This window comes from Parasphingorhabdus sp. (assembly GCF_965233695.1).
In the GTDB taxonomy this organism is placed as follows: Bacteria; Pseudomonadota; Alphaproteobacteria; order Sphingomonadales; family Sphingomonadaceae; genus Parasphingorhabdus.
Map to the genome: position 1 here is coordinate 1,072,763 of NZ_OZ247497.1, position 25,599 is coordinate 1,098,361.

A 25,599-nucleotide genomic window follows, 5' to 3' on the forward strand; every position below is an offset into this window, starting at 1 on the left:
CTTCCAAACGCCCTGTTAACCCTTTAGGCGAAAGCCGAAATGGAAACAAACAGCAATATCTCTGCAGAATCTGAAATTTGGGCACTTCAGGCCCTTGGCTGGGTGTTGCAAGATGAAGACCGTGCTCAGCGACTGCTGGCCTTGACCGGTCTTGATCCCCGAGAATTGCGCTCCGGTTTGGAAGATCCGGCGATGCTGTCGTCGCTACTGGGATTCCTTGCCAATCATGAACCCGACTTGATTGCCTGCGCAGAATCAATCGGTATTCCACCTGAAAAACTGGCGGCAGCTGCACATTATTTGAACAATCCCGGAGATTTTACATGAGCCAGAAGCCGCTTTTGATAAGCGACTGCGACGAAGTTTTGCTGCATATGGTTGTGCCGTTCAGGGAATGGCTCGATGCAGACAAGCATATCCATTTCGATCTGGAATCCGGTAGTTTTGTTGACGCGCTACGCCATAAACATGATGGCACTTTGGTCCCACAGGATGCTGTGTGGCCGATGCTCAAGGAATTTTTTGATGGAGAAATGCACCGTCAAGGCGCGATTGATGGTGCCGTAGGGGCGATAAACAAGCTTGCGGAGACCGCTGATGTCGTCATCCTGACCAACTTGCTTGACGATCGCCGTGACGCTCGCGCTGAGCAACTTCGCGCCGTCGGAATCGATTTTCCGGTCTATTGTAACCAGGGCGGCAAAGGCGAACCGCTGGCGCAGATCGTGGCTGATCACAATCCCAGTGTAACTGTCTTTGTCGATGATCTCGGCTACCAACATAGCAGCGTTGCCAAATATGCCCCGGACGTCTGGCGCCTTCATATGGTTGGTGAACCGATCCTCGCCAAACATATCAAGGCCAATCCCGCTGCTCATGACCGGATCGACCTGTGGTCCGAAGCATTGGGCTGGATCACCGATAAGTTCGAGGCCGGCCAGACGGCACCCGCTATTGATTTGCCGCCAGAAGTGCTTGACCAGTTTGCCAAGACATGATTGATTCAGCACTATGACAAACAATATCGAAAAAGCATTGAACGCCAAAGGCATAGAGCTTCCCGAAGCCGCCGCACCGGTGGCATCCTATGTTCCCGCTGTCGAAGTAAACGGCATGCTTCATATCAGCGGACAAGTCTCGATGGCCGAGGGCAAACTGATTACCGGCCGACTAGGCGATAACATGACCCTTGAAGAGGGTCAGGATGCGGCGAAAGCCTGTGCTCTGATGATTGCGGCACAGATTAAGAAAGCGACAGGTTCGCTGGACCGGGTTGACCGGATCGTAAAGCTCGGCGTTTTCGTCAACAGCACCTCCGACTATTTTGACCACCCGAAAGTTGCCAACGGTTGCTCCGATATGATGGAAGTGATTTTCGGGGCTGCCGGACAACATGCCCGCAGTGCGGTTGGTGTTGCCGCACTTCCGCTTGGCGTTGCGGTCGAGGTGGATGCAGTTGTCGCTATTAAGCCCGCTTGACGACCTGTTTGCACCAGCCCCCGAACCGGCGAGGGTAGCATTTCTGAAAGGCCAGCCCTATGCCCATCGCGGACTGCACGGAGATGGCGTTCTAGAAAATAGTCCAGCTGCTTTCGATGCTGCGATAAAATTGGGCCATGGTATTGAATGTGATGTTCAGGCTGCTGAAGATGGCACCGCCTTTGTCTTTCATGATTTTGAACTCGATCGACTGACAGCACAAAAGGGCAAGCTGTCCAATTTGCGCGCGTCCGATATCGATCAGATTGACCTCAATGGCAGCCAGGGGAAAATCCCGCGCCTCCGGGCGACACTCGAACAAGTCGCCGGCCAGGTGCCGATTCTGATCGAGATCAAGTCGAACGATATGCGGGTTGGCCCACTGTGCCTTTCCGTGCGCAGGGCGTTAGAAGGCTATACTGGCAAAGCGGCTATCATGTCTTTCAACCCTCTTGTTTCCGCATGGTTCCGCAAAAATGCGGCGCATATCGTGCGTGGATTGGTTGTTACGGAAGAAGGTAGCAAGAACCTGAAAGGAAGGATCACGCGGCATCAAAGTCTCTGGACCGCAAAGCCGGATTTTCTCGCCTATGATGTCCGGGATTTCCCATCTTCATTCGCCGCATCAAATCGGGCGCGCGGCCTGCCGGTCGTCACTTGGACGGTGCGCACCGCAAGTCAGGAAAAAATTGCAAAGATTCATGCGGATGAACCGGTTTATGAGTTGCCTCAGACCTGATAGCATAGCGTTTCATGTCCGATTCTTCCCCAACATCAACTGACAGACCCGGCGGGATTGTTGCACGGGTAGCGGATGATATTATCAGCTTGCCGAAGGACGAGTGGGATGATTGCGCAGGAACCGGGAACCCTTTCGTTTCCCATGCTTTTCTATCGGCCATGGAAGAGTCGGGGAGTGTCGGTCCAGGCACCGGTTGGAAGTCACTGCCCATCCTGATCGAAGATGCGGCAGGCAAGATTGCTGCGTGTTTGCCCAGCTATCTGAAATCTCACAGTCAGGGCGAGTATATTTTTGACCAGCAATGGGCACATGCGTTTGAAAATGCTGGCGGGCAATATTATCCGAAAATCCAGATTGCTTCCCCCTTTTCCCCGGTTCCGGGACCACGCCTTTTGCTGCGCGATGAGGCGCTCGCCGTACCGCTATTGCGGGCCGCAGAACAGCTTGCGGCCAATAATGGGATATCTTCCGTTCACGCGACTTTTGTTGCTGAAAACCAGCTTGACCATTTTCGCGAAGCCGGATGGATGATCCGCTCAGACAGCCAGTTTCATTGGCGCAATGATGGCTATGCAGATTTTGATGCTTTTCTAGCCGCTTTATCTTCCCGCAAGCGCAAAGCTATCAGGAAAGAGCGGCGAAGAGCCCAGGAAGCAGCGGAAATCATCCACGTCTCCGGCGATGAGATTACGAGCGAATATTGGGACTATTTTTGGATATTCTATCAGGATACCGGTGCCCGCAAATGGGGGACTCCTTATCTCACACGGGCTGCTTTTGATCTGCTCCATCAGAAAATGGGCGATAAACTGCTGCTGATTTTGGCGCTGCAGGACGGGGTTCCGGTTGCTGGCGCATTGAACATTATCGGGGAAGAAACTTTATACGGCCGCTATTGGGGCTGTACCCGCGACGTCCCGTTCCTGCATTTTGAGCTGTGCTATTATCAGGCCATTGATGCTGCCATCACACGTGGCCTGAAATCTGTCGAAGCGGGTGCGCAAGGCAGCCACAAATTGGCGCGTGGCTATCAACCTGTCCCGACCTGGTCAGCCCATTATATTGTCGATCCGGGGTTCCGGTCGGCGATAGCCGACTATTTGGACCGCGAGCGGCGGGCCGTTGCCGCCGATATCGAATTTCTGGCCGAAATGGGGCCGTTCAAGAAATCCGGTTAAACCTTTAAGCTGCGCGGCGCGAGGTTTCCTGCAACCAGCTACGTGCTTCGCGCTGGGCTTCGGCAATCTCACGAGCGGTCATTTCGAGAGAAATTTCTGCGCGGCAGACTTTGCTCTCATCATGGCCGGAGAGCGATGCCAGGTTAAACCATTTATGTGCTTCGATCAGATCAACGTCCACACCTTCCGAACCGGTCGAATAAATCACACCGAGATCAAAATAAGCATTGCTGCTGCCTCGTGCCGCTTCTGCGAGGCGGCTTTCAATTAAAAAGGCTGCGCTTTTCATGCTGTTGCCCATAGTCTTCAAGTCCCTGTTCCTATTGCGCCTCATTTGGCGACAGGTGAACTTTCAGCGCAATTTCTTAAAAGAATGGTTAACGGGGTAGGCAAAAACTTGCCGGGAACAGTGTCAAAACGTCAAAAAACCGACAATTTACATCATTTTGCAAGGTTAATGCATCCCGCGCTTATCCTAGGCTACAGCGATATTGTCGATCAATCTTGTGCTGCCAATATGCGCAGCGGCCAATAAACGGGCAGGTTTGTTAAAAACGGTCATATTTTCAAGTGTTTCGGCATTTCGCAGCTCAAAATAGTCAACTTGATGAAAACCCGATGAAAGCAATTTTGCCTTAGCTTCTTCCAAAATATTGATAACATCGCCGCCTTTGGAGATCGCATCCGCAGCATCGCGCATGTTATCCGGCAAGGCAACCGCGGCGCGGCGCTGCACTGATGTCAAATAGGCGTTGCGAGACGACAGAGCCAGACCATCGGCATCACGAACCGTTGGCACACCGACAATATCATGTGAGAAATCAAGATCGCGCGCCATCCGCCTGATGACTGCCAGCTGCTGATAATCCTTTTCCCCGAAAAAGGCCGCATCCGGCCGTGTCTGGTTGAATAGCTTGGCAACCACGGTTGCCACGCCGTCAAAATGACCTGGCCGCGATCCGCCGCACAGCCCTGCGCTAACGCCCGTAACACTAATATTGGTGGCAAAACCGTCCGGATAGACTTGATCGACCGTAGGCACCCAAATCAGATCAGCGCCTGCTGCCTCCAAGAGCGCCGCATCAGCTGCTTCCTGGCGGGGATAGGCGTCCAGATCTTCACCATCACCAAATTGTGTCGGATTGACGAAGATCGAAACCACGACGGCATCACATTGTGCCAAAGCCGTCTCAACCAAACGCATATGCCCCGCATGCAGCGCACCCATTGTCGGCACCAATCCCAATCGCGGTTTCGTTTGCCGGATGGCGTCCAAAGCCGTGCGGAGCGGGCCAAGCTGTCTTACAATTTGCATGCGACCTCAATTATCAATAGATTTTACGCCTAACAACTTGCGAACTATGCTGCGATGGTTCACCTATCGCAATAGCAAACAGGGTTATTGCAAGAGTCATGGCAAGCGCCGGGGCGTCCGTCAGATAGGGGTTAATAGAGCAAGTGGCCAATAGCAAAGCGCATCATATAGTCTTTGCCAATGAAAAAGGCGGGACGGGCAAGTCTACCACGGCCGTGCACGTGGCGGTGGCCCTCGCCTATCAGGGGCACAAGGTCGCGGTCATCGATCTCGATCCGCGCCAGCGCACACTCTATCGATATCTCGAAAATCGCAAAGCCACGATGGACCGGCTGAATATTGAAATCCCGCAACCCTATTTTGAAGTGTTCGAGCATAACAATCTTGCTCGGCTTGAACAATTGGTCGAGCGGATGAGCCATGGCGCGGATTATCTGCTCTACGATACACCGGGCCGGGATGACAAATTTGCCCGCTTTGTCGCAACCCGGGCCGATACGCTGGTGACACCGATTAACGACAGCTTTGTCGATTTTGACCTGATCGGACAAGTGGATCCGGAAACATTCAAGGTCCGTAAACTCAGCTTCTATGCCGAACTCATCTGGGAAGCCCGTAAAGCGCGGGCCAAGGCGGACGGCACTTCGATTGACTGGGTGGTGCTGCGCAACCGGACCCAGCATGTCGAGGCGCATAATATGCAGCGGGTCATCTCTGCGTTGACCGAGCTGTCACAGCGCGTCGGCTTTCGCGTTATACCGGGACTGAGCGAGCGGGTTATCTATCGCGAGCTCTTTCCCGCCGGCTTGACGATGCTCGACAAGCAGCATCTTGGACGACTTGCCACCAGTCATATCGCCGCGCGCCAGGAATTGCGGGAGTTGATCAAGCATCTGGCTCTGCCACAACCAGATGGTCAGCGACCCAGCTTTGGCAAACCCCAACTGGTTGCCTGAGCCATGACGTTCATGCTGGTCCTCAGCGCGTCTGTCATCGCAGCATTGATCTTGTCGGGCCGGGCAAAAACAATGCAGGCCAATGACTGGCTGGCCGTGGCAATTGCCCTGCTGGGCGTCAATTTGTTCCGCGGTGGCAATTGGGTGATGGGCAGCGGGCTTGTAATCGCGGCATTGGCGTGGAGCGGTTCAAAGCTGTTAAAGGGTTTTGGCCAAAGCAAGCCTGAAGTACAAAAACCCCGCAGTTTCGAACTGGACCGTGCGCGATCCCTGTTGGGCGTGTCTGACGATGCCGATCATGCAGCAATCAATAGCGCCTGGCGCGCATGTCTGAGCGAACACCATCCCGACCGCGGCGGTGATGAGCAGATGGCGCGCCAGATCAACCGGGCCCGGGACATATTGCTTGAGGAACTGAAGGCCAACAATCACCGCTAAGCCGCCCGTCTGGTGCGATACGAATTCTATAGGAGGACTATCTTTTCTGCCGCGGTCTTTATATTATTGATCACACAGCGTTTCCGCTGAGATATCAACCTTCCCAAAGGACAAATCATCCATGACCGCACGCACATCCCACCAGTTTGATCCGTCCAGCCTGCGGGAATATGATATTCGCGGGATCATCGGTGAAACGCTGGGCAATGACGATGCCTATGCGATTGGGCGAGGCTTCGGAACACTGATCGCACGGGCAGGGGGTACAGCCGTCGCCACCGGCTATGACGGCCGGACCAGTTCTCCGATGCTGGAAGACGCACTGATCGAAGGGCTTAACGATGCCGGTGTCAACGCCATTTCGATTGGCATGGGGCCAACGCCGATGCTTTACTATGCCGAAACCGTGTTAGAACAGGTGCAGGGCGGCATCGAGATAACCGGCAGCCATAATCCCGCCAATTATAATGGCTTCAAAATGGTGTTTCAGGGGCGTCCCTTTTTCGGAGCGGATATCCAGAAGCTTGGTGCAATGGCGGCGAGCGGCGATTGGAATACGCCAGCCGACGATGCCGTTGGAAGCATCGAACGCATTGACATCATCGACGAATATGTTGCACGCCTGACCCAGAATTTCACCGGTGATGCAATGAAAATTGGCTGGGATGCCGGTAACGGCGCGGCGGGTCCGGTGATCGAAAAACTCACCGCTAACCTGCCCGGCGAGCATCATCTCCTCTACACAGATGTCGATGGCAGTTTTCCCAATCATCATCCTGATCCTACCGAAGAGAAGAATCTGGCCGATCTCAAAGCGCTTGTCGCTGAAAAGAATCTCGATTTCGGTGTAGCTTTTGATGGCGACGGCGACCGTATTGGCGCGATTGATGGCGAAGGCCGGGTAATCTGGGGTGATCAGCTGCTGCAAATCTATGCCGAAGACGTTCTCAAATCCGAACCCGGCGCCACTATAATTGCGGATGTAAAGGCATCTCAGGCCCTTTATGACCGGATTGCAGCACTCGGCGGCAAACCGCTCATGTGGAAAACCGGGCACAGCCTGATTAAATCCAAAATGAAGGAAGTTTCTTCGCCGTTGGCCGGCGAAATGAGCGGTCATGTGTTCTTCAAACATGATTATTACGGCTTTGACGATGCCCCTTATGCCGCCGTGCGACTGATTCAGGCTGCAACCAATATCGGCAAGAGCGTGACCCAGCTGCGCAGCGATATGGTCGAGATGATCAACACCCCGGAAATGCGTTTCCAGGTCGACGAAAGCCGTAAATTCGCGGTGATCGAGGAAATACTCGAACGGCTCGCAGCCAGCGGCGCGGATGTGAACAATACCGATGGCGCGCGTGTGAATACGGACGATGGCTGGTGGTTGCTGCGGGCTTCGAATACGCAGGACGTGCTGGTGGCACGTGCCGAGGCAAAGTCGGAAGACGGGCTGGGCCGTTTAATGGCTCAAATTGACGAGCAGCTGGCATTGTCGGGGTTGGAACGCGGAGAAACCGTGGGACATTAAAGCGGGGTAGAGAAATGGGGCAGGCGAAAGTTGCCGAACCGGTAAAGACGGTATTCGATATTTATTCCGAATCCGCCCAAGATCAGCTGATGCAGCTCAGATCGCTCATTTTCGAAGTTGCTGCGGATGATGACAGGATTGGCCCGATTGAAGAAACCCTGAAATGGGGTCAGCCGTCCTATCTTCCGTCGACGACCAAATCCGGCACAACTATTCGCATTGATGCCAGCGCCAAAACTGCTGGCAACTGTGCCTTATATGTCCATTGCGGCACCGATCTGGTATCCCGATGGCGGGAGCTTTATGATGAACTATTGGATTTCGAAGGTAACCGCGCCGTCATTTTTGAAACCGGCAAACCAATCCCAACAGACGCCGTGAAGCATATTATTGCTATGGCGCTGACTTATCATTTGCGGCCCTGACACGGGTCAGGCGCTCTCGTTCCGACTTGTTCATTTCCGCAAATATCCGCCAGACTGCGATGAACAACGCGGCCAGCAGCGGACCAATCACGATGCCATTGAAACCGAAAAGCTGCAAACCGCCCAATGTCGAGATCAGCACCACATAGTCCGGCATTCGCGTGTCGCGGCCAACCAGTATCGGTCGGACAATATTATCGATCAGGCTGATGATGAAAATTCCAGCGAGAATGAGGACGATGCCTTGCCAGATTGATCCTGTCACAATCAAATAGATTGCAACCGGTACCCACACAAAGCCCGTGCCGATCGCCGGAATCAGCGACAATATTGCCATCGATACCGCCCAGAGCAAAGCTCCGCGTATGTCCAGTGCCCAGAATATAAGGCCGCCAATTGTTCCCTGCAGCAACGCGACCACGAAACTGCCTTTGATTGTTGCGATGATCACGACAAAAAACTTGTCGATCAAAATTGCGCTCTTGCTTTCCGACAGCGGAACAATATTTTCAATCTGCGCCGCCAGGTCGCGACCGTCACGAAGCAGGAAAAAGGTGAGATAGAGCATCACACCCAGAGCGAGCAGAAAACGAAACGCCCCCTGACCGAAGCTGAGCGCCTGTGCGATCATAAATTCAAGAATGCTGCCAATAGCCTCTTCAATCTGCGGCTTTGCGGTTGCCAGATCGCCATAACCGTAAGCGGCAAGTTGATTTTGCAACCAGGCCGGCAGACTGTTCTGAAAAGCAACAAAAGCGCCGCCAAAATCAATTTCCCCCGCCTGTATGCTGGCGTAAGCGTTGGTTGCCTCTTGCACCAAGGCCATGCCCAGCAGAATCGCCGGTACAATGACGAGCAGGATGACCAGAATCAGTGTCAGGAAAGCCGCCAGATTGATCCTCGGAAAAAGCCAGCCGGATATTTTCTGATAAACCGGCTGAAACAATACCGCGACCACAACGCCCCAGACAATCGCGCCAAAAAATGGCTCGATCAGCATCGCAAATGCCAGTGAGATGATCGCTAGCAGCGCGAGTACGAACAGCCGTTCTATTCCAAATTGGGGGCGCTCTGATTCATCCATATTTTTCGTCTACTTTGCTAGATCAATTTGAGTTTTTACACAACAAGACCGGAAACCAAACCCATTTCGGCCCTCTATCCAAATTGTTCGAAAGCTGCCACAACGAGGGAAAGAAAAGCAGTAAAGCGAGAGGCAACATGGACCATATCTCCTTTCAGAAAGGCCTGTACGAAACTGGCAATGGCATATTTGCCTATTTGCAGCCCGATGGCGGCTGGGGCTGGTCCAATGCCGGACTAATAACCGATGGCGGAGAGTCTTTACTGGTCGACACGTTATTTGATGCCAGCCTGACCCGAGACATGCTGGCCACTATGGCGGACGCAGCGGGTGTCGGTGCCGATGATATTGGCACCATCGTCAACACACATGCCAACGGCGACCATTGTCATGGCAATGGTCTGTGCCAACATGCCGAAGTGATTGCCTCGGACGCCAGCGCGCGGGAAATGGACGAGTTGCCTGCGCCCGCCCTGGCTGCAATCATGGCGCAGGCAAAGGATATGGGGCCGACAGGACAATATCTCATCGACATTTTTGGCAGCTTTGATTTTACCGATGTCGCGGAGAAACATCCGACAAAAACGTTTAGCGGCGAATATAGTGTGAAGGTCGGCGACAAACAGGTTGATCTGATTGAGGTGGGTCCTGCACATACCGCTGGCGACGTGCTGGTCCATGTTCCGGGTGACAAAACGGTTTTTACCGGTGATATCCTGTTTATCGAAGGCACGCCAATCATGTGGGCAGGGCCGGTGTCGAACTGGATCGCCGCTTGCGATCATATTATCGACCTTCAACCCGACACCATCGTTCCGGGACACGGGCCCATTACCGATATAGCCGGAGTCCGGCGCGTGCAGGACTATTTGCACTTTATCGATAGTGAGGCGAGGAAACGTTATGATGGCGGCCTGTCGGTGCGGGAAGCCGCACATGATATCAATCTGGGAGACTTTTCCAGCTGGGGCGATAGCGAGCGTATAGCGGTCAATGTATCGACGCTGTATCGGGAATATGCAGGCGATACCACACCGCCCGATGTCACCCAATTATTTGGATTGATGGCGGAATTGAAGCAATAGCTTGAGTTTGCCCGTCAATGCGCATTTAGTGTACCTGCGCAGGCCGGTGCCCATCTCCAGAGCTTGCGCACAAACGCAGCGGTAGGAGATAGGCTCCTGCCTGCGCAGGAGCACAGTTGTCATTAATAGCATTCCGAAAATCCTGACCGACTGGTTCGCTTCACGCGGTTGGTCTGTGCGGCGGCATCAGTTGGAAATGCTGGAAGCGGCGCGGGCAGGGCGCCATGCTTTACTCACTGCTCCGACCGGCGCAGGCAAGACCCTCGCCGGATTTTTACCGACGTTGGTGGATCTGATCGACCAGCCTGAATTTGACGGACTGCACACACTTTACATTTCTCCGCTCAAGGCGCTGGCCGTCGATGTCCAACGCAACCTGCTGACGCCAATTGATGAAATGGGCCTGCCAATCAAGGTCGAAACCCGCAGTGGTGATACGCCCGCCAATCGCAAGGCGCGCCAGCGTGTCAAACCACCGCAAATCCTGCTGACCACTCCGGAGTCACTGAACCTGCTGCTCAGTCAGGAAGACAGTTTCACACTGTTTGCGAAACTGAAGCATGTGATCATCGATGAAGTGCATGCCTTTGCATCGGGCAAGCGCGGCGATCTGCTGTCTCTCTCGCTTGCAAGGCTGCAGCGGATCGCGCCTGACATGAAGCGGTCGGCTTTATCAGCCACGGTCGCGGAGCCCGATGATTTTCGCGCTTGGCTCGCGCCTTATGGCGATATTGACGTCGTCACCCATGTGCTGGGGGACGAAGGTGCGCCAGCGGATATCGCGATCATGATTCCGGAAACACCGGAAGGGGACAAGATCCGCGTGCCATGGGCAGGCCATGCCGGAGTTTATGCGATCCCGCAGGTGATGGAACAGATTAAAGCTAACAGGATGACGCTGGTTTTCACCAACACGCGCTTCCTCGCCGAGTTTATCTTCCAGAAGCTCTGGGACATCAACGAAGATACCCTGCCCATCGGCGTGCATCATGGCAGCCTGTCAAAAGAGGCCCGCCGCAAAGTCGAAAACGCCATGGCGTCAGGCAAGATGCGCGCCTTGGTCTGCACGGCATCGCTTGATCTGGGGGTCGACTGGGGCGATATTGATTGTGTGATCCAGATGGGCGCACCGAAAGGCAGCTCGCGATTACTCCAAAGGATTGGCCGGGCCAATCACCGGCTGGATGTTTCATCCAGGGCCCTATTGGTGCCCGGCAACCGCTTTGAATATCTCGAAGCGCAAGCGGCGCTGGACGCAGTCAATGAAGGCAAGCGCGATGGCGAGCCGTTTCGCCCCGGCGGTCTTGATGTACTCGCGCAACATGTCATGACCTGTGCGTGCGCGGCACCTTTTCAGGAGGCTGACTTGCTCGACGAGCTGCAGTCCTCACTTCCCTACAGTGCGCTCGACAAGGAAACGTTTGACCGCGTGCTCGGCTTCACCCGGGACGGCGGCTACGCACTGAAAGCTTACGACAAGTTCAAACGCTTGCGGCGCGATGACAAAGGCGTTTGGCATCTTGTCCATCCGCGTTTCGCAACCCAGCACCGGATGAACGCCGGGATCATCGTCGATGCCGCGATGATGAATGTACGGTTCAAAAATGGCCGTAATCTCGGAAAGGTTGAAGAGAGCTTCGCCGCCATCCTGAGCCCGGGCGATACGTTTTTCTTCGCTGGTATGAGTCTGGAACTGATCAAACTCGACACGTCTGACGTCATCGTCCGCGCAACCAAGAATGCAGCGATGATCCCCAGTTATATGGGCCTGCGCCTGCCGCTCACCACGCATTTATCCGACCGGGTGCGTGGTTTTCTAACCGACCGGGCGGGGTGGGCGCGCTTCCCGGATGATGTGCGGGAATGGCTGGAAATGCAGGATCATCGCTCACGTTTGCCGGAACCCGGCGAACTGCTTGTCGAGACTTTTCCGCACAAGGACCTGCACTATATGGCGGTCTATAGTTTCGAGGGTTGGAATGCGCACCAGTCGCTCGGCATGCTGCTGACACGGCGGATGGAAACGCGCGGATTGAAACCGATAGGCTTTGTCGCCAACGACTATGCATTGGCCTGCTGGAGCGTCGACCCTATCTCCGATCCTGCGCCGCTGTTCAGTACCGATATTTTGGAGGACGAGTTTTTCGACTGGATCGAGGGATCCTATCTGCTCAAACGTGCCTTTCGTGAAGTGGCCGTTATCAGCGGCTTGGTCGACCGCCAGCATCCCGGCAAGCGCAAGACCGGCAAGCAGGTGACATTCTCCACCGACCTGATCTTCGATGTGCTGCGCAAATATGAGCCGGATCATCTGTTGATGCAGGCCGCCTGGGCCGATGCACGGTCGCGGATGACGGATGTTGCAAGGCTTGGCGACTTGCTCGACCGGGCTGCGGGATCGATGGTGCATGTCGCATTGGACCGGGTCAGTCCGCTGGCCGTCCCGGTGCTGGTCATGATCGGCCGCGAACATGTGGCACAAGGTGCAACAGACGACGCGCTGTTAATCGAAGCGGAAGGATTAATCGAGGAAGCAATGCGAGGCGATTGATAGAGCCGGTTACCTCACAGATATTTGTCGTCAGCGGGAAAATGGGGTATCTATACAAATATGAGTATGTTTTCCCCCATAAGTGCGGCCTTGCCGTTGCTGTTTTCATTACAGGTCGCCGAACCCGGCACAGCCTTGCCGGAGGCAGTGGCAGCCATTCCCGAAATTGTCGAACCGGAGGCCATATTGGCCGACAGGTTGCCGGATCAGTTCATTAAACCCGATGCCGAACAGATCGCAATTGCCAAAGACCGGATGGCGCGCATGACTGTTCCCGTAAGCATCGAAGGAAGCGGCCCATTCAAGTTCATCATCGATACCGCGGCCCAGCGCACAATATTGTCCAAAGAAGTGGCGGGTAGCCTTACCCTGGAGCTGGAAGACGAAGTCAATATCATTGCGTTGGCAGGCAGCACGGTAGTGCAAACCGTCTATGTCCCGGAACTCACATTGGGTAGCCGCAGCTATGGAGGCATTGTTGCACCAACCTTCCGATCAAGTAATATTGGCGCGGACGGCGTCTTGGGTCTCGATAGCCTGCAGGGTCAGCGCATACTTTTTGATTTCATTACCAGCGCGATTTCTGTTGAAGACACAGCCAAGAAACGCAAAGCCCAATCTCGCCGCGAAATTGTGGTTACCGCACGGCGGCGGTCTGGCCAGCTGATTTTTACCAATGCCGAAATTTCCGGGATCAAGGTCAGCGTAATTATTGATACGGGTGGGGAGCTGTCGATCGGGAACAAGGCCTTGCAACGTCGCTTGCGGATGAAGCGCTCGGCGCTGCAACAGATTAATCTGCTTGATGTGACCGACCGCTCTGTTGCCGCCGACTATGGCGTTGCCAGCGAACTGCATATCGGCCGCGCCCGCTTTGGGGTCATCCCTATTGCCTTTGCCGATATCGCACCTTTTGCCGCTCTGGACCTGGAGAAAAAACCCGCCATGTTTCTGGGCATGGATGCGCTGCGCAAATTTGACCGTATGGCGATCGACTTTGCCAACCGCAAAATCTATTTTCTGCTGCCGGAAGACGCAACTTGAGTGGTTTTTGTTGCAAATCCGCTTCATGGCAGACCAAAATGATCTAATAGCAGGAGAGCATGATGCCGCTTTTTTCTTCTAGCCTAATCCCCTTCATAGGTGCTTCCGCGCTAGCTCTCGCCTATCCTGTCCCGATGGGGCAGTCGGTAGAACCTGGCAGCCTTACCAAGCCAGACAATGAAGTCATTGCGATCGATGAAGACCGTGCGCAGCGGATGACCGTTCCCGTCAGTATCGAAGGCCGCGGACCGTTTTCCTTTGTGATTGATACCGGTGCGGAACGGACTGTACTGTCTCGCAAGATTGCGACAAGATTGGCGCTGGATGCGGAAGAACCGGCGGAATTGATCAGCATCGCGGGCAGCAGCATGGTCGATATGGTCTATGTGCCCCAATTGACACTGGGCAAGAAAAGCTATGACAGCCTGATCGCCCCGGTCTTGCTGGCGCGCCATATTGGCGCGGACGGCATATTGGGTCTCGATGGCCTGCAAGACCAACGGATATTGTTCGACTTCATTAACAATCAAATCTCTATCGAAGATACAGCGGCCCCGCGCGCCATGGCCGCGAACCGGGAAATTGTCGTCACTGCGCGGCGCAAATCCGGTCAACTTATCTTCACCGAAGCAACAATTGCCGGACTGAAAGTCAATGTGATCGTTGATACCGGCGCGCAGGTTTCGATTGCCAACATGGTGTTGAAAAAGCGCCTGATAAAACGCGCCAAAGAACTGGGCGAAGAAAACAGCCTGATCGCGGTAACCGGCCAGACATTGGGCGTCGAATTCGGCAAAGCCCGTGATTTTCGAATTGGCCGCGCCCAATTCGCCAACTTGCCTGTCGCTTTTGCCGATGCCCCGCCTTTCGAACGGCTGGGCATGGACAAGAAACCGGCGTTGCTGCTCGGCATGGACGTGTTGCGGAAATTTGACCAGGTAGCGATCGACTTCAAAAAACGGAAAATCCATTTTCTGTTGCCGAAAGATACGAAACGTACTTTCGAGCGGCCAACAAGCAGCCATATCAAGTCGTAGGGCTATTCGCCGCCAGAATCGGTATCTACCGCCGCGCCGCCATTCTCTGACTCCGCGCTGCCTTCCAGTGCACGCTGTTCCGCTTCCAGTTCTTCAAGCGCGGCATCCGCTTCTTCTTCGGTCAGTGACTCGTTGATTTCAGGCTGCGGCGGCATCTCGGCCTCGATTGCCGGCTCTTCTTCCTGAACCGGGGCTTGGGCTTCATCGCTACATGCCGCTAACAGGCATAATAAGGGGGCAGTAATGACAATAGCGGTTTTCATGGCGGCTCCTTTGTTTCTCGCTTTGTCGCAGCAATATGTGAATAACGGTAAACCTATCCGGCAAATAGGGGTTCAGGATCGCCCGTTTTCCATTGCGGATATTTCTTCATCGCTGCAGCAAATAGGTCCGAGCCCAAATGCGCGGCGAGCCACTTTTGTAGACCGGGCAACGGCTGGGCGTCAAACCAGTTGCGGTCATTATTGGCAAATTGGCGGATGAACGGAAAAATCGCGAAATCCGCCAGCCGGGGCTGCGTTCCCAGCAACTGTCCCTGTGCAGCCAACGGTTTTTCGAGCTTCTCGAGAAACGCAAGCCCGGCGGAACGATGGGCCATCGGATCGACGTCATCATAACGTGTGGGATATTTATAGCGGTCGAGATTATCCTTAAAATCGCTGTCGGCTTCGGCGATTAAATCCGCGCCGGCTTGTGCATCATCAAGCCATTCCGCCGGATCATTCCGATCCAGCGCCCATTGCATGATCGCCAGGCTTTCGTCGATGACGGTTGCATCATCCTGCACCAATACTGGCACTGTCGCTTTGGGCGAGGATGCAATCATTTCCTCTGGCTTGTCGCGCAATACCACCTCTCGCAGCCTAACCGGAGTCTCGCTTATCAGCAGCGCCATCCGTGCGCGCATGGCATAGGGGCAACGCCGAAAACTGTAGAGGATTGGCGTACCGGTCATATTGTTCCCAAATGCCGGCGGCCTTCCTGCGCCGCCTTTTCCACTTGCCGCTGGCGTTCACGATAGCGTTCGCGCTGCTCTTCCGTGCGACTGTCATAACAATGCGGGCAGGCCTCTCCCGGAACATATTTTTCCGACGCGCGCTCTTCGGCATTTAGCGGCATCCGGCACGCATGGCATTGATCATAGTCGCTTTCTTTGAGCCCGTGGCCAACCGCCACGCGTTGGTCGAACAGGAAGCAATCGCCGTTCCACTGGCTGCTTTCCTCCGGCACATTTTCAAGATATTTGAGAATACCACCCTTGAGATGATGGACATCGTCAAAGCCCTGGGCTTTCACATAGGCAGTGGCTTTCTCGCACCGTATACCGCCGGTGCAGAACATCGCGATTTTCGGCTGCTTCTGTGATTTTTCCTGCAATTGCTTGGAAAAGTCGTCAAACCAGGCCGGAAAATCCCGAAATGTCTCTGTGTCAGGATTGATCGCGCCTTCAAAACTGCCAATCGCCACTTCATAGGCGTTGCGCGTGTCGATCACGACCGTATCTGGATCCGAAATCATGGCATTCCAGTCCAGCGGATCAACATAATCACCCTTGGCCCGCGCGGCATCGATGCCGTCGACGCCCATGGTCACAATTTCCTTTTTAAGCCGCACTTTCATGCGCAGGAACGGCATGGCGGTGGCGGCCGAATATTTCACCTCCAGACCGGAAAAATGCGGCAGGCTTTTCAGGAAAGCGATGACAGCATCAATGCCGTCCGCGTCGCCCGCAATGGTTCCATTTATCCCTTCGGGTGCGAGCAGGATCGTGCCTTTCAGCCCATTGGCTTCACAGGCCGAGAGGATTTCCAGTCTCAGCGCCACCGGATCATCGACCACGGCAAAATGATAGAGCGCCGCTACCTTGTATGAAAAATTTGATTCCGTCATGGCGCGCATATAGTCGCGCAGCTCAGGAAATTCCAACCCTTCCCGCTTGCACACACGCCCGGATCGTCGCATAGCGGGAAAATGGTTCCCCTTTCGTTCGCTAATCACCGGTTTGAAGCCGCCGGCCCTGCAGCACTTTACTGGCCTGCGCAAAAGGCTTTGCTGGTGGCGGACTTACATCTCGAAAAAGCCAGCTTTTACGCACGGCAAGGGCAGATGCTGCCACCCTATGACAGCCGTGCAACCCTCGATGAACTGGCGGGTCTGATCGCAAGAACAGCGGCGGAGAAAATATTTTGTCTCGGTGACAATTATCACGATGATGAAGGCGAAGCGCGGCTGGAGGGCGATGCTGCATTGTTGCTTACGGAAATGACCCGGCGCGTTCGATGGATATGGATTAGCGGCAATCATGACCGTGATGTCAGCGGCCTTTGGGGCGGTGAAGTCATGGCCGAATGGATCGGCGACGGCCTTGCATTGCGTCACGAAGCGACTCCAGACACTGAGCTGCCTGAAATTTCCGGCCATTTTCATCCGAAACTGCGGGTGCCGGTACGCGGTCGGCATGTGTCACGGCGCTGTTTCGTCAAAGGCGAAAAGCATTTGATCATGCCAGCCTTTGGCGCATTGACCGGAGGGTTGGCGGCAAATCATCCGGCAATTGAAGAAGCCGTTCATGGTCCGGCGGATGCGATTATCGCCCTTAAGGAAAAACTGGTCCGCTTTGACCTCGGTTTCGCGCTCAAATCCAGTTGCTCTGAAGCCACCTCGATTGCGACAAAGCAACTTGTCTTGCCCTTCTGCGTTAAAGAACCGATAGACCATTGCGCCCAGTAGAACCGATGCATCTGATGACTTTTTGCATAAACCCAAAAGAAACGGCATAGATTACAAATGATTATTGTTGATTCGCTGATGGTGAAAATTGCGTTGATTGGCCTGTTGGGCATTGGCGCTCAATGGGTTGCCTGGCGCACCGGCAGGCCGGCAATTGCCCTGATGCTGATTGTCGGCATCATCGCGGGACCAATATTGGGAATTATTGACCCAGAGCGCGATTTTGGTGCGCTGCAGGAACCGATCATCAAGCTCGCCGTTGCCGTAATCCTGTTTGAAGGCGGGCTAAGCCTCAATTTCCGGGAACTGCGCCAAGCGGGCGGCGCTGTGTTCATGATGGTGTTCATAGCCGGGCCGATAGCCTGGGTCCTGGGAACCGGCGCGGCCCATTATGGCGCGGGCCTTTCGTGGGAGATATCCGCGCTGCTCGGCGGCATTATGATCGTCACCGGCCCAACAGTTATCGGTCCGATGCTGCGCACACTCCGGGTACCTTCGCGCGTGCGCAATGTGCTGAAATGGGAAGGAATCGTCAACGATCCAATCGGCGCACTGCTCGCGGTCGGGATCTACGCCTATATCACCTATGAAGGCCCAAATGCGAATATCGCTTCGATCAGCATGGACGTGCTGGCCGCCAGTTTTCTCGCTGGCCTGATCGGAGCAGCGCTGGGATATGCGATTACGTGGCTATTCCCGCGCGGCCATGTTCCGGAATATCTCAAGGCACCATTTCTCCTGATTACAGTTATCGGCGGGTTTGTCCTTGCGGATCTCATCATGCACGAAACCGGCTTGATTACGGTGACGGTCATGGGCGTCGTGATGGCGAACCGCCAAATCTATTCCAGCCAAGCGCTGCACCGGTTCAAGGAAGATTTGGCGGTTTTGCTGATCTCCGGCGTTTTCATCATTCTCTCGGCAACACTGGATTGGGAAACCGTTCAGCAATTCCGGCCACAATTTGTGATCTTTCTGATATTGTTGCTATTTGTCGTCCGCCCGATATCGGTTCTCGTCGCTCTATTGTTCAGCTCGCTGCCGTGGCGGGAACGTCTGTTCATTGCCTGGATTGCACCGCGCGGTATTGTTGCGGTCGCGATTACCGGTCTTTTTGCCATCCGTCTGGTCGACTATGGTTTTCCGGGAGCAGAAGCCCTCGTTCCGCTCAGCTTTGCGGTCGTCATTGCAACCATATTTGCGCATGGATTTTCCGCCGGCTGGGTTGCCGAGCGCCTGGGCATCAATGAGGGCAAGGGTGAAGGTGTGCTGATTGTCGGTGCAACACGATGGACCGTTGCGCTTGGAAAAATACTGAAATCCCTCAATATCGAAGTCTTGATGGCGGATACCAGCCCATTTGCCCTTCGCCGTGCCAGACATGAAGACCTGAAGGTCCATCAAGGTGACATTTTGGACGAAGCCCATAATGATCATATCGAACTGGGTGAGTTTCAACATATGATTGTGGCGACGGACAATGACAGTCACAATCAGCTGATCACTGCTGATCTCGGCCCAGAAATGGGCTTTGACCAGATTAGCCGCCTATCCAACGACAGCCGCGGCAAATCCAAGAGCAAGGTCGGCCATGGCAGGATTCTGTTTGAATCGGGCGCCGACTTTAACAGCTTGCTGGACCGGGAACGTGACGGATGGCGGTTCAGCAAAACCAACATTACCGAAATTTTTTCCGCCGAGGAATATCGCAAAAATCTAGAGCCGGGTGAGGAGCCTTTGGCCGTGCTCAAAGAAGATCGCCGACTGCTTTTCTTCGCTACGGATACGCGGCCGGTTATCGAAGACGGCGATGTCGTTATCAGCTTTGTAGCACCGGACACACCCGAAGAACGCAAAGCTGATCGTGCTGCCAGAGAGGCAGAGAAAAACGGGCCGGAAAAAAATGCCGCCGGGAAAACCGTCGACAACGAAAGCGAAAGCTAAACCCGCCGACCAAATAGGGCGGTACCGACACGAATATGCGTCGCACCGAGCTTGATCGCCGTTTCAAAATCGCCTGACATGCCCATACTGAGACCCGAAAGCCCGTTATCGTTGGCCAGTTTCGCCAGCAGCGCAAAATAAGGCGCGGGGTTTACCGCAGAAGGGGGAACACACATCAGGCCAGCCACATCTATCCCGGCAGACCGCGCTGACTCAAGAAGGGCCGGTAGTTCGTCTATGGCACAGCCTCCCTTTTGTGATTCTTCACCGATATTGACCTGCACATAGCATGGTATCCGGCGATCCAGCTTATCCATCGCCTTGGCGAGCGCCTTGACCAAAGAAGCGCGATCCAGCGAGTGGATCGCATCAAATAGCTGCACAGCATCTTCCGCCTTGTTGGATTGCAATTGGCCGACTAGATTCAATTCGACATCGTCATAAGCCTCCCGCAGCGCCGGCCATTTGGCCGCCGCCTCTTGCACACGGTTTTCGCCAAACACCCTGTGGCCGCTGTCCAGCAATGGCTGTATCTCTTCCGCTGAACGGGTTTTCGATATCGCGATCAGGCACACCGCTTCTGGTTTGCGGCTCGCCAGCCTAGCGGCTTTGGCGATTTGGTCTTGAACCGCATTCAGGCATTCGTTGGGTTTGGTCATTTGCTTCATAAAATCTCAATGGCTATTGGGCCGCCTATATGGCAGGTGAACTCCATGCACCAGCCCTGCTTTTCCCAAGTTTATCCGCAAATCTGGCTGATGACCGATCTCCGTAACGATGCCGTGCTGGAAGAATCGATATCAAATCTGCCGCGTGGCAGCGGGATAATCTTTCGCCATTATCATCTCGACGGCGATTCCCGATATCAGAGATTCAAATCGGTCCAAGCGTGCGCACGCCGCAAGGATCATCTCCTGATGCTAGCCGGGCCGCCCAGACTGGCTCGGTTATGGGGCGCCGATGGCGTTCATGGACGGCAATGGCAGCGACACCAGACCGCGGGCTTGCTGCACAGCGCCCCTGTCCACAATATCAGCGAAATCAGGGCCGCCCAGCATGCGGGCGCAGACCTGCTATTTCTATCACCAGTTTTTGCAACCCGTTCCCATCCCGGCCAAAAACCGCTTGGCCATATGCAGGCAAAAAAACTGATTGGCTTATGTCCACTACCGGTCATTCTGCTCGGCGGCATGACTGCCCAAAGATTTCAGCAACGAGAACATCTCGGCGCACTGGGGTGGGCCGCTATTGATGGATTGAGTGGTTAGGTTTGAATATATTGGAAAAGCCAGCCCGCCAAAACGTGCGGCAGATCATCGTTTAGAAGCGGAACTGCGTTCCGACATAAACGGCTTGGCTATCTTGGCGAGAATCCGTCAATGGAGCCATCCGGTCGCGTTCATTCTTCAGACGCACACCAGCGGTCACAGCCAGATTACGCGTAACCGAGTAGCTGCCGCCTAAATCAAGTGAATAATCTTTCTCGCTCGCATCCAACGCACCGGGAGCTGCGCCAAGCGGTGTTTTCGCGTCGATTGACAGACGCGTATTGAAACGGCTCTTCTTGCCCGAAGTCTTTTGATCGGCATCGAGCGTGGTGCCCACGCCGGAACCGATTTCAGAAAGGTCGGGAAGATTATCCCCAAGCTTCTTGACCGGCAGGGCAAAGCTCTTCAGGCCTTTTGCTGTGCCAAGGCTAAAGGATGTCGGCGTGATTTTGGTTGGTGTTAAAACGCCTGCCCCCGGGGTCGCCGCAGAAACATTTTCGCGGATGGAAATGGCTTTGCTGGACGCATCCTGGCGTACCACCACGGTGACTGCACGATCGCCTGATGTGCTGCCGCCGGCTGGTGTAAATTTGAACTTCGTATTGCCGCGCAGCGCATTCTGTTTGAAACTTGCTGCCAGCACAGGATCAGCACCCGCCGTTGTAAAGGAACCCACCGTGCTGAGGGAAACTGCATTGGCTTGATCAGAAAGGACACGCGCCAAAGCAGGAGTCATGGCAAGACCAGAGGCCGCGAGTCCCGCGGCTAACCAACCCAAAAGATTGCCATTTTTCTTCATGACGACGTTATGATCCCCTTGCTGTCTTAAATCTATACCAAATAATTTGGCACTAGACGAGTCAACTTGCTGATTTTGTCCGATTTTTGTGATCTAAGCGCTTTCTGTTGCAGATCGGTTACGGTTTATTGTCCGAACATCGTTAAAATAGATAGTTCAAGCTGAACACAAGCTTATCGACTCGCTCATCCCGGCCTAATCACCGGGTCCATGGTTTCGACTTTTGTGATGGCAGGTTATTCAACTGCCATTCACCCAGTCCTTCGCATGAGCGAAATGTTGCGCTTTGGCTTGCCCCTTGCGGCAAAGCAATTATAGAGAGCGTTGAAATCAGATTTACCGGCATAGGGCGCCACGAATATTAGGAACGCGCCATATTGCCAATGAGGAGCTTGTTCATGTCCCGCCTTTCTTTATCCACCGCTAAAATGCGTCCTTTGGCAATGGGTCTTTCGGCCGTGGCAATGGTATCCGGCCTCTCCGCTTGCGCCGGCGGCGACCGGCCGCAAGCCGATATCGCGGCATCACAAATCACCACCATTGGGGTGAACAGCTATTTGTGGCGCGCCACGCTCGACAGCCTGTCATTCATGCCGCTGACCCAAACCGACAGCAATGGCGGCGTGATTCTGACCGACTGGTACGTGAATCCGCAAAATCCTTCGGAGCGGATGAAACTGAATATCTCGATCCTTGATCAGGATTTGCGCGCTGATGCCCTGCGCGTTGGCGCTTCGCGGCAAGTACGCAGCGGTAATACATGGGTTGATGCCCCGGTGAAGGCCGCGACCACGCAGAAGCTGGAACAGATTATTCTGACCAAAGCGCGCGATTTGCGGCGCGGGGCCCTGACCAATTAGGGCGGGCGACCAACCAATCCAATGACGAGCCTGCTGAAGCAGGCCATATTCTTATAGGACCTGCATGACCGATCAGCGTTTCAACCCTTTATCGGCGGACAAGCGCTGGCAGGCCCGTTGGGCTGAATCCGGTGTTTTTGAAGCCGACGATGCATCGCCAAAGCCGCGCAGCTTTGTGCTGGAAATGTTTCCCTATCCCTCTGGCCGCATCCATATGGGCCATGTCCGCAACTATACCATGGGCGACGTGCTTGCCCGATTCCGGCGCATGCAGGGCTTTGAAGTGCTCCATCCGATGGGTTGGGATGCTTTTGGCATGCCGGCGGAAAATGCGGCGATAGAAAAGAAAGTCCATCCCGGCGAATGGACCCGCGCCAATATTGCGGGAATGCGGGATCAGATTAAACGGCTGGGCTTTGCGCTCGACTGGAGCCGGGAACTCGCCACATGCGAGCCCGATTATTACGGCCAGGAACAGGCATTGTTCATAGATATGTTCGAAGGTGGTCTGGTTTACCGTAAGGAGTCTGCGGTCAACTGGGATCCGGTGGATATGACGGTGCTGGCTAACGAACAGGTGATTGATGGTAAGGGCTGGCGCTCCGGGGCGCCTGTCGAAAAGCGCAAATTGAATCAGTGGTTCCTGAAAATCACCGATTTTGCGGAAGAACTGCTCGGTGGCCTTGATGATCTGAAGGGCTGGCCGGAAAAAGTGCGCACGATGCAGGAAAACTGGATCGGCAAATCACAAGGCCTGCAATTTCATTTCGCACTGGCCGAAAAGCAGCACGATATTGAAACCATTGAGGTTTTTTCGACCCGCCCGGACACGATTTTCGGCGCAAGCTTTGTTGCCCTGTCCGCTGATCATCCGCTCGCCCAGCAACTGGCGCAAAATGATGAGATGCTCGCCGCTTTCTGTGAAGAGTGCAAGAAAACCGGCACGACGGCCGCCGAACTTGAGACGATGGAGAAAAAGGGCTTTGATACCGGCCTGAAAGCGGTCCACCCCATGGATCCGTCCTGGGAATTGCCGGTGTTTGTCGCCAATTTCGTGTTGATGGATTATGGCACCGGCGCTGTTTTCGGCGTTCCCGCCCATGATCAGCGCGACCTCGACTTTGCCCGCAAATATGCCCTGCCGGTGACCCGCGTGGTCGCTGCGGAAGGCGAAGAAGACGCGCCGATTCACGACGAATCCTATACGGGTCCCGGCAAGCTGGTGAACAGCCGCATGCTGGACGGCATGGATATAGAGGCCGCCCAGCAAGCTGTCATCGATCAGGCTGAAACCGAAGGCTGGGGCAAGGCCCAGACGACCTGGCGCCTGCGCGACTGGGGCGTATCGCGCCAGCGCTACTGGGGCACGCCCATCCCGATCATCCACTGCGATGATTGCGGTGCGGTGCCGGTTCCGAAAGATCAGTTGCCGATCACACTGCCCGAGGATGTCAGCTTTGATATTCCCGGCAATCCGCTGGAACGCCATGAAACGTGGAGCCAAGTCGACTGCCCCAAATGCGGCAAGGCGGCACGGCGGGAAACCGATACGCTGGATACTTTCACCAATTCCAGCTGGTATTTCCTGCGCTTTGCCAGTCAGCCGGATGACCAGCCATTTGATGCCGATACGGTCAAAAAATGGATGCCCGTCTCGCAATATATTGGCGGCATTGAACATGCGATTCTGCACCTGCTCTACGCCCGTTTCTGGACCCGCGCGCTGGCTTCTATTGGCAAGCTTGATTTTGCCGAACCATTTGAGAGCCTGTTTACGCAGGGCATGGTGACTCACGAAACCTATTTTGAAACTGTGCAGAACGCCGAAACCGGGGCCGATCAAATCGTCTATTACAGCCCTGACGAAGTGGATCACCGCGAAGGCGGCGTGTTCAAATCATCCGGCGGCGCACCGATTCAAATCGGCCGCATTGAAAAAATGTCGAAGTCGAAGAAAAACGTCGTCGATCCCGATCCGATTATTGACCAATATGGCGCGGATGCGGTGCGTTTCTTCATGCTGTCCGACAGTCCGCCGGAACGCGACCTACCCTGGTCAGAAGCTGGCATTGAAGGCAGTTGGCGCTTCGTGCAGCGGCTTTGGCGGCTCTTTGTTTCCGTAGCGGATCAGCCAATGCCCGCTGGCGAAGACAAGGCCGTGAGACGAAAATTGCATCAAACCATCGCCGGTGTTGCTGAAGATATCGAAGCGCTGTCTTTCAACAAAGCGGTCGCAAAAATCTTCGAACTGATCAATATCATCGAGAAAGCGGAACCCTCATCCGATCGTCATGACGCCATCCGCACGCTGGCCCGGATTGTTGCGCCTATGGTGCCGCATATTGCCGAAGAGGCATGGGCGCTGTTCGGCGAAAGCGATCTTGTCGCCAATGCACCTTGGCCGGATGTGGACGAAAACCTGCTCGTGGAAGATGAAGTCACCATCGCGATTCAGGTGCGCGGCAAGTTGCGCGACACGATTACCGTGGCCAAGGGTAGCGACAAATCCGCACTGGAGGAACTTGCACTTGGCTCGGAGAAAGTGCAGCGTACCATCGATGGAGCGGACATAAAGAAGGTGATCGTGGTGCCCGACCGACTGGTCAACATCGTCATATGATGCGGATAGGCCATATTTCTGTGCTTTTCCTCGCAAGCGCGTTGCTCGCGTCCTGCGGATTACAGCCGCTCTATTCCGGCGGCTCCAACGGTGTGGTGGCAACGCAGCTGGGCGACGTGCAAATTGAACCGATAAAGGGCAAGGCCGGCTGGCTCATGCGCAATGCGCTGAATGATCAGCTTTCCACCTTTGAAGGCAGCGAAGCCCGCTATCGCCTGATTGTCGAGCTTGACGATAAAATTGCCGGTTTTGGGGTGCGCAGCAACGACCGTATTACCCGCGAACGCCGCACCTTGCGGGCACGCTATCAACTGGTGCGTCTGTCTGATAGCAAAGTCGTATTGGACGCGACCGCCGGATCCGATGCCGGTATCGATGTCGTATCGTCGGAATATGCGACGATCGCTGCAGAGGAAACCGCATTGGAAAACCTGTCTACGCGCGTTGCCGATCAGATTGTCAAACGGCTCTCGCTATTTGCCCGGGAACAAGCCAGCAACAACTGATGACATC

General features: G+C 54.7%; 27 protein-coding genes. 19 read left to right on the top strand and 8 right to left on the bottom strand.

The window, feature by feature from the left end:
- The first annotated feature begins 39 nt into the window (after positions 1-39).
- The 5 genes from ACO6S1_RS04985 to ACO6S1_RS05005 are packed head-to-tail and all read left to right on the top strand — an operon-like array spanning position 40 to position 3,399.
- Positions 40-327, top strand: coding sequence for a DUF3572 domain-containing protein (locus ACO6S1_RS04985; protein ID WP_422345223.1), 288 nt, complete (start codon positions 40-42; stop codon positions 325-327).
- Entirely contained in the window at positions 324-998 is a 675-nt protein-coding gene (locus ACO6S1_RS04990; RefSeq protein ID WP_422345224.1) for an HAD family hydrolase, read from the top strand. The genes ACO6S1_RS04985 and ACO6S1_RS04990 overlap by 4 nt, the downstream gene beginning before the upstream one ends.
- A 13-nt stretch (positions 999-1,011) precedes the next feature.
- Entirely contained in the window at positions 1,012-1,479 is a 468-nt protein-coding gene (locus ACO6S1_RS04995; protein ID WP_422345225.1) for a RidA family protein, read from the top strand.
- Positions 1,451-2,218, top strand: coding sequence for a glycerophosphodiester phosphodiesterase family protein (locus ACO6S1_RS05000; RefSeq protein ID WP_422345226.1), 768 nt, complete (start codon positions 1,451-1,453; stop codon positions 2,216-2,218). The genes ACO6S1_RS04995 and ACO6S1_RS05000 overlap by 29 nt, the downstream gene beginning before the upstream one ends.
- A 14-nt stretch (positions 2,219-2,232) precedes the next feature.
- A complete protein-coding gene (locus ACO6S1_RS05005; protein ID WP_422345227.1) occupies positions 2,233-3,399 on the top strand; it encodes a GNAT family N-acetyltransferase in 1,167 nt (388 codons plus the stop codon).
- A gap of 4 nt (positions 3,400-3,403) precedes the next feature.
- Here the strand turns inward: ACO6S1_RS05005 and ACO6S1_RS05010 are convergent, their stop codons facing one another.
- Both ACO6S1_RS05010 and panC read right to left on the bottom strand, forming a co-directional pair.
- Positions 3,404-3,700: an SEL1-like repeat protein gene (locus ACO6S1_RS05010; protein ID WP_109354674.1), complete on the bottom strand. Its 297-nt coding sequence runs from the start codon at positions 3,698-3,700 to the stop codon at positions 3,404-3,406.
- 174 nt (positions 3,701-3,874) lie between these two features.
- Positions 3,875-4,714, bottom strand: coding sequence for a pantoate--beta-alanine ligase (panC, locus tag ACO6S1_RS05015; protein ID WP_422345228.1), 840 nt, complete (start codon positions 4,712-4,714; stop codon positions 3,875-3,877).
- A gap of 143 nt (positions 4,715-4,857) precedes the next feature.
- Here panC and ACO6S1_RS05020 point away from each other — a divergent pair, with 143 nt between their 5' ends.
- The 4 genes from ACO6S1_RS05020 to ACO6S1_RS05035 all read left to right on the top strand — a co-directional run bounded on the left by ACO6S1_RS05020 (position 4,858) and on the right by ACO6S1_RS05035 (position 8,064).
- A complete protein-coding gene (locus tag ACO6S1_RS05020; RefSeq protein ID WP_422345229.1) occupies positions 4,858-5,670 on the top strand; it encodes a division plane positioning ATPase MipZ in 813 nt (270 codons plus the stop codon).
- A gap of 3 nt (positions 5,671-5,673) precedes the next feature.
- Entirely contained in the window at positions 5,674-6,108 is a 435-nt protein-coding gene (locus ACO6S1_RS05025) for a J domain-containing protein (RefSeq protein ID WP_422345230.1), read from the top strand.
- 121 nt (positions 6,109-6,229) lie between these two features.
- Positions 6,230-7,639: a phosphoglucomutase/phosphomannomutase PgmG gene (gene pgmG / locus ACO6S1_RS05030; protein WP_422345231.1), complete on the top strand. Its 1,410-nt coding sequence runs from the start codon at positions 6,230-6,232 to the stop codon at positions 7,637-7,639.
- A 14-nt stretch (positions 7,640-7,653) separates the two neighbouring features.
- Positions 7,654-8,064: a DUF1801 domain-containing protein gene (locus tag ACO6S1_RS05035; protein ID WP_422345232.1), complete on the top strand. Its 411-nt coding sequence runs from the start codon at positions 7,654-7,656 to the stop codon at positions 8,062-8,064.
- Here the strand turns inward: ACO6S1_RS05035 and ACO6S1_RS05040 are convergent.
- Positions 8,033-9,148 (bottom strand): AI-2E family transporter, encoded by a 1,116-nt coding sequence (locus tag ACO6S1_RS05040; RefSeq protein WP_422345233.1) that lies wholly within the window; start codon positions 9,146-9,148, stop codon positions 8,033-8,035. The two genes, ACO6S1_RS05035 and ACO6S1_RS05040, sit on opposite strands and share 32 nt — an antisense overlap.
- 137 nt (positions 9,149-9,285) lie before the next feature.
- Here ACO6S1_RS05040 and ACO6S1_RS05045 point away from each other — a divergent pair, with 137 nt between their 5' ends.
- From ACO6S1_RS05045 to ACO6S1_RS05060, 4 genes are all read left to right on the top strand, one after another.
- On the top strand, positions 9,286-10,233 hold the full coding sequence (locus ACO6S1_RS05045; RefSeq protein WP_422345234.1) for an MBL fold metallo-hydrolase: 948 nt from the start codon (positions 9,286-9,288) through the stop codon (positions 10,231-10,233).
- A 121-nt stretch (positions 10,234-10,354) separates the two neighbouring features.
- Positions 10,355-12,784 carry a ligase-associated DNA damage response DEXH box helicase gene (locus ACO6S1_RS05050; protein WP_422346138.1) on the top strand — a complete coding sequence of 810 codons (2,430 nt, stop codon included), beginning with the start codon at positions 10,355-10,357 and terminating at the stop codon, positions 12,782-12,784.
- A 60-nt stretch (positions 12,785-12,844) separates the two neighbouring features.
- The gene (locus ACO6S1_RS05055) at positions 12,845-13,828 is read left to right on the top strand and encodes an aspartyl protease family protein (RefSeq protein WP_422345235.1); all 984 of its coding nucleotides are present in this window, start codon (positions 12,845-12,847) and stop codon (positions 13,826-13,828) included.
- Positions 13,829-13,887: 59 nt separating this feature from the next.
- The gene (locus ACO6S1_RS05060) at positions 13,888-14,865 is read left to right on the top strand and encodes an aspartyl protease family protein (RefSeq protein ID WP_422345236.1); all 978 of its coding nucleotides are present in this window, start codon (positions 13,888-13,890) and stop codon (positions 14,863-14,865) included.
- A 2-nt stretch (positions 14,866-14,867) separates the two neighbouring features.
- Here ACO6S1_RS05060 and ACO6S1_RS05065 read toward each other — a convergent pair whose 3' ends face one another.
- The 3 genes from ACO6S1_RS05065 to ACO6S1_RS05075 are packed head-to-tail and all read right to left on the bottom strand — an operon-like array spanning position 14,868 to position 16,827.
- Positions 14,868-15,128 carry a hypothetical protein gene (locus ACO6S1_RS05065; protein WP_422345237.1) on the bottom strand — a complete coding sequence of 87 codons (261 nt, stop codon included), beginning with the start codon at positions 15,126-15,128 and terminating at the stop codon, positions 14,868-14,870.
- Between the two features lie 53 nt (positions 15,129-15,181).
- The gene (locus ACO6S1_RS05070) at positions 15,182-15,820 is read right to left on the bottom strand and encodes a glutathione S-transferase (protein ID WP_422345238.1); all 639 of its coding nucleotides are present in this window, start codon (positions 15,818-15,820) and stop codon (positions 15,182-15,184) included.
- Positions 15,817-16,827, bottom strand: a complete 1,011-nt coding sequence (locus ACO6S1_RS05075; protein WP_422345239.1) for a rhodanese-related sulfurtransferase — start codon at positions 16,825-16,827, stop codon at positions 15,817-15,819. Before ACO6S1_RS05075 ends, ACO6S1_RS05070 begins: the two co-directional genes overlap by 4 nt.
- Positions 16,828-16,836: 9 nt before the next feature.
- On the opposite strand from ACO6S1_RS05075, the gene pdeM reads away from it, so the two are divergent.
- Together pdeM and ACO6S1_RS05085 are read left to right on the top strand one after the other, a co-directional pair.
- The gene (gene pdeM, locus ACO6S1_RS05080; protein ID WP_422345240.1) at positions 16,837-17,595 is read left to right on the top strand and encodes a ligase-associated DNA damage response endonuclease PdeM; all 759 of its coding nucleotides are present in this window, start codon (positions 16,837-16,839) and stop codon (positions 17,593-17,595) included.
- A gap of 57 nt (positions 17,596-17,652) precedes the next feature.
- Complete coding sequence (locus ACO6S1_RS05085) at positions 17,653-19,539, top strand: cation:proton antiporter (RefSeq protein WP_422345241.1); 1,887 nt, start codon at positions 17,653-17,655, stop codon at positions 19,537-19,539.
- Here the strand turns inward: ACO6S1_RS05085 and ACO6S1_RS05090 are convergent.
- Entirely contained in the window at positions 19,536-20,198 is a 663-nt protein-coding gene (locus ACO6S1_RS05090; protein ID WP_422345242.1) for a YggS family pyridoxal phosphate-dependent enzyme, read from the bottom strand. The two genes, ACO6S1_RS05085 and ACO6S1_RS05090, sit on opposite strands and share 4 nt — an antisense overlap.
- 54 nt (positions 20,199-20,252) lie before the next feature.
- On the opposite strand from ACO6S1_RS05090, the gene ACO6S1_RS05095 reads away from it, so the two are divergent.
- Positions 20,253-20,807 (top strand): thiamine phosphate synthase, encoded by a 555-nt coding sequence (locus ACO6S1_RS05095; RefSeq protein ID WP_422345243.1) that lies wholly within the window; start codon positions 20,253-20,255, stop codon positions 20,805-20,807.
- Between the two features lie 52 nt (positions 20,808-20,859).
- On the opposite strand, the gene ACO6S1_RS05100 is transcribed toward ACO6S1_RS05095, so the two are convergent.
- Positions 20,860-21,606 (bottom strand): hypothetical protein, encoded by a 747-nt coding sequence (locus ACO6S1_RS05100; RefSeq protein ID WP_422345244.1) that lies wholly within the window; start codon positions 21,604-21,606, stop codon positions 20,860-20,862.
- Positions 21,607-22,034: 428 nt separating this feature from the next.
- On the opposite strand from ACO6S1_RS05100, the gene ACO6S1_RS05105 reads away from it, so the two are divergent.
- The 3 genes from ACO6S1_RS05105 to lptE all read left to right on the top strand — a co-directional run bounded on the left by ACO6S1_RS05105 (position 22,035) and on the right by lptE (position 25,592).
- A complete protein-coding gene (locus ACO6S1_RS05105) occupies positions 22,035-22,466 on the top strand; it encodes a DUF3576 domain-containing protein (RefSeq protein WP_422346139.1) in 432 nt (143 codons plus the stop codon).
- Positions 22,467-22,530: 64 nt separating this feature from the next.
- Complete coding sequence (gene leuS, locus ACO6S1_RS05110) at positions 22,531-25,086, top strand: leucine--tRNA ligase (protein WP_422345245.1); 2,556 nt, start codon at positions 22,531-22,533, stop codon at positions 25,084-25,086.
- Positions 25,083-25,592 carry an LPS assembly lipoprotein LptE gene (gene lptE / locus ACO6S1_RS05115; RefSeq protein ID WP_422345246.1) on the top strand — a complete coding sequence of 170 codons (510 nt, stop codon included), beginning with the start codon at positions 25,083-25,085 and terminating at the stop codon, positions 25,590-25,592. The genes leuS and lptE overlap by 4 nt, the downstream gene beginning before the upstream one ends.
- Positions 25,593-25,599: the final 7 nt, after the last annotated feature.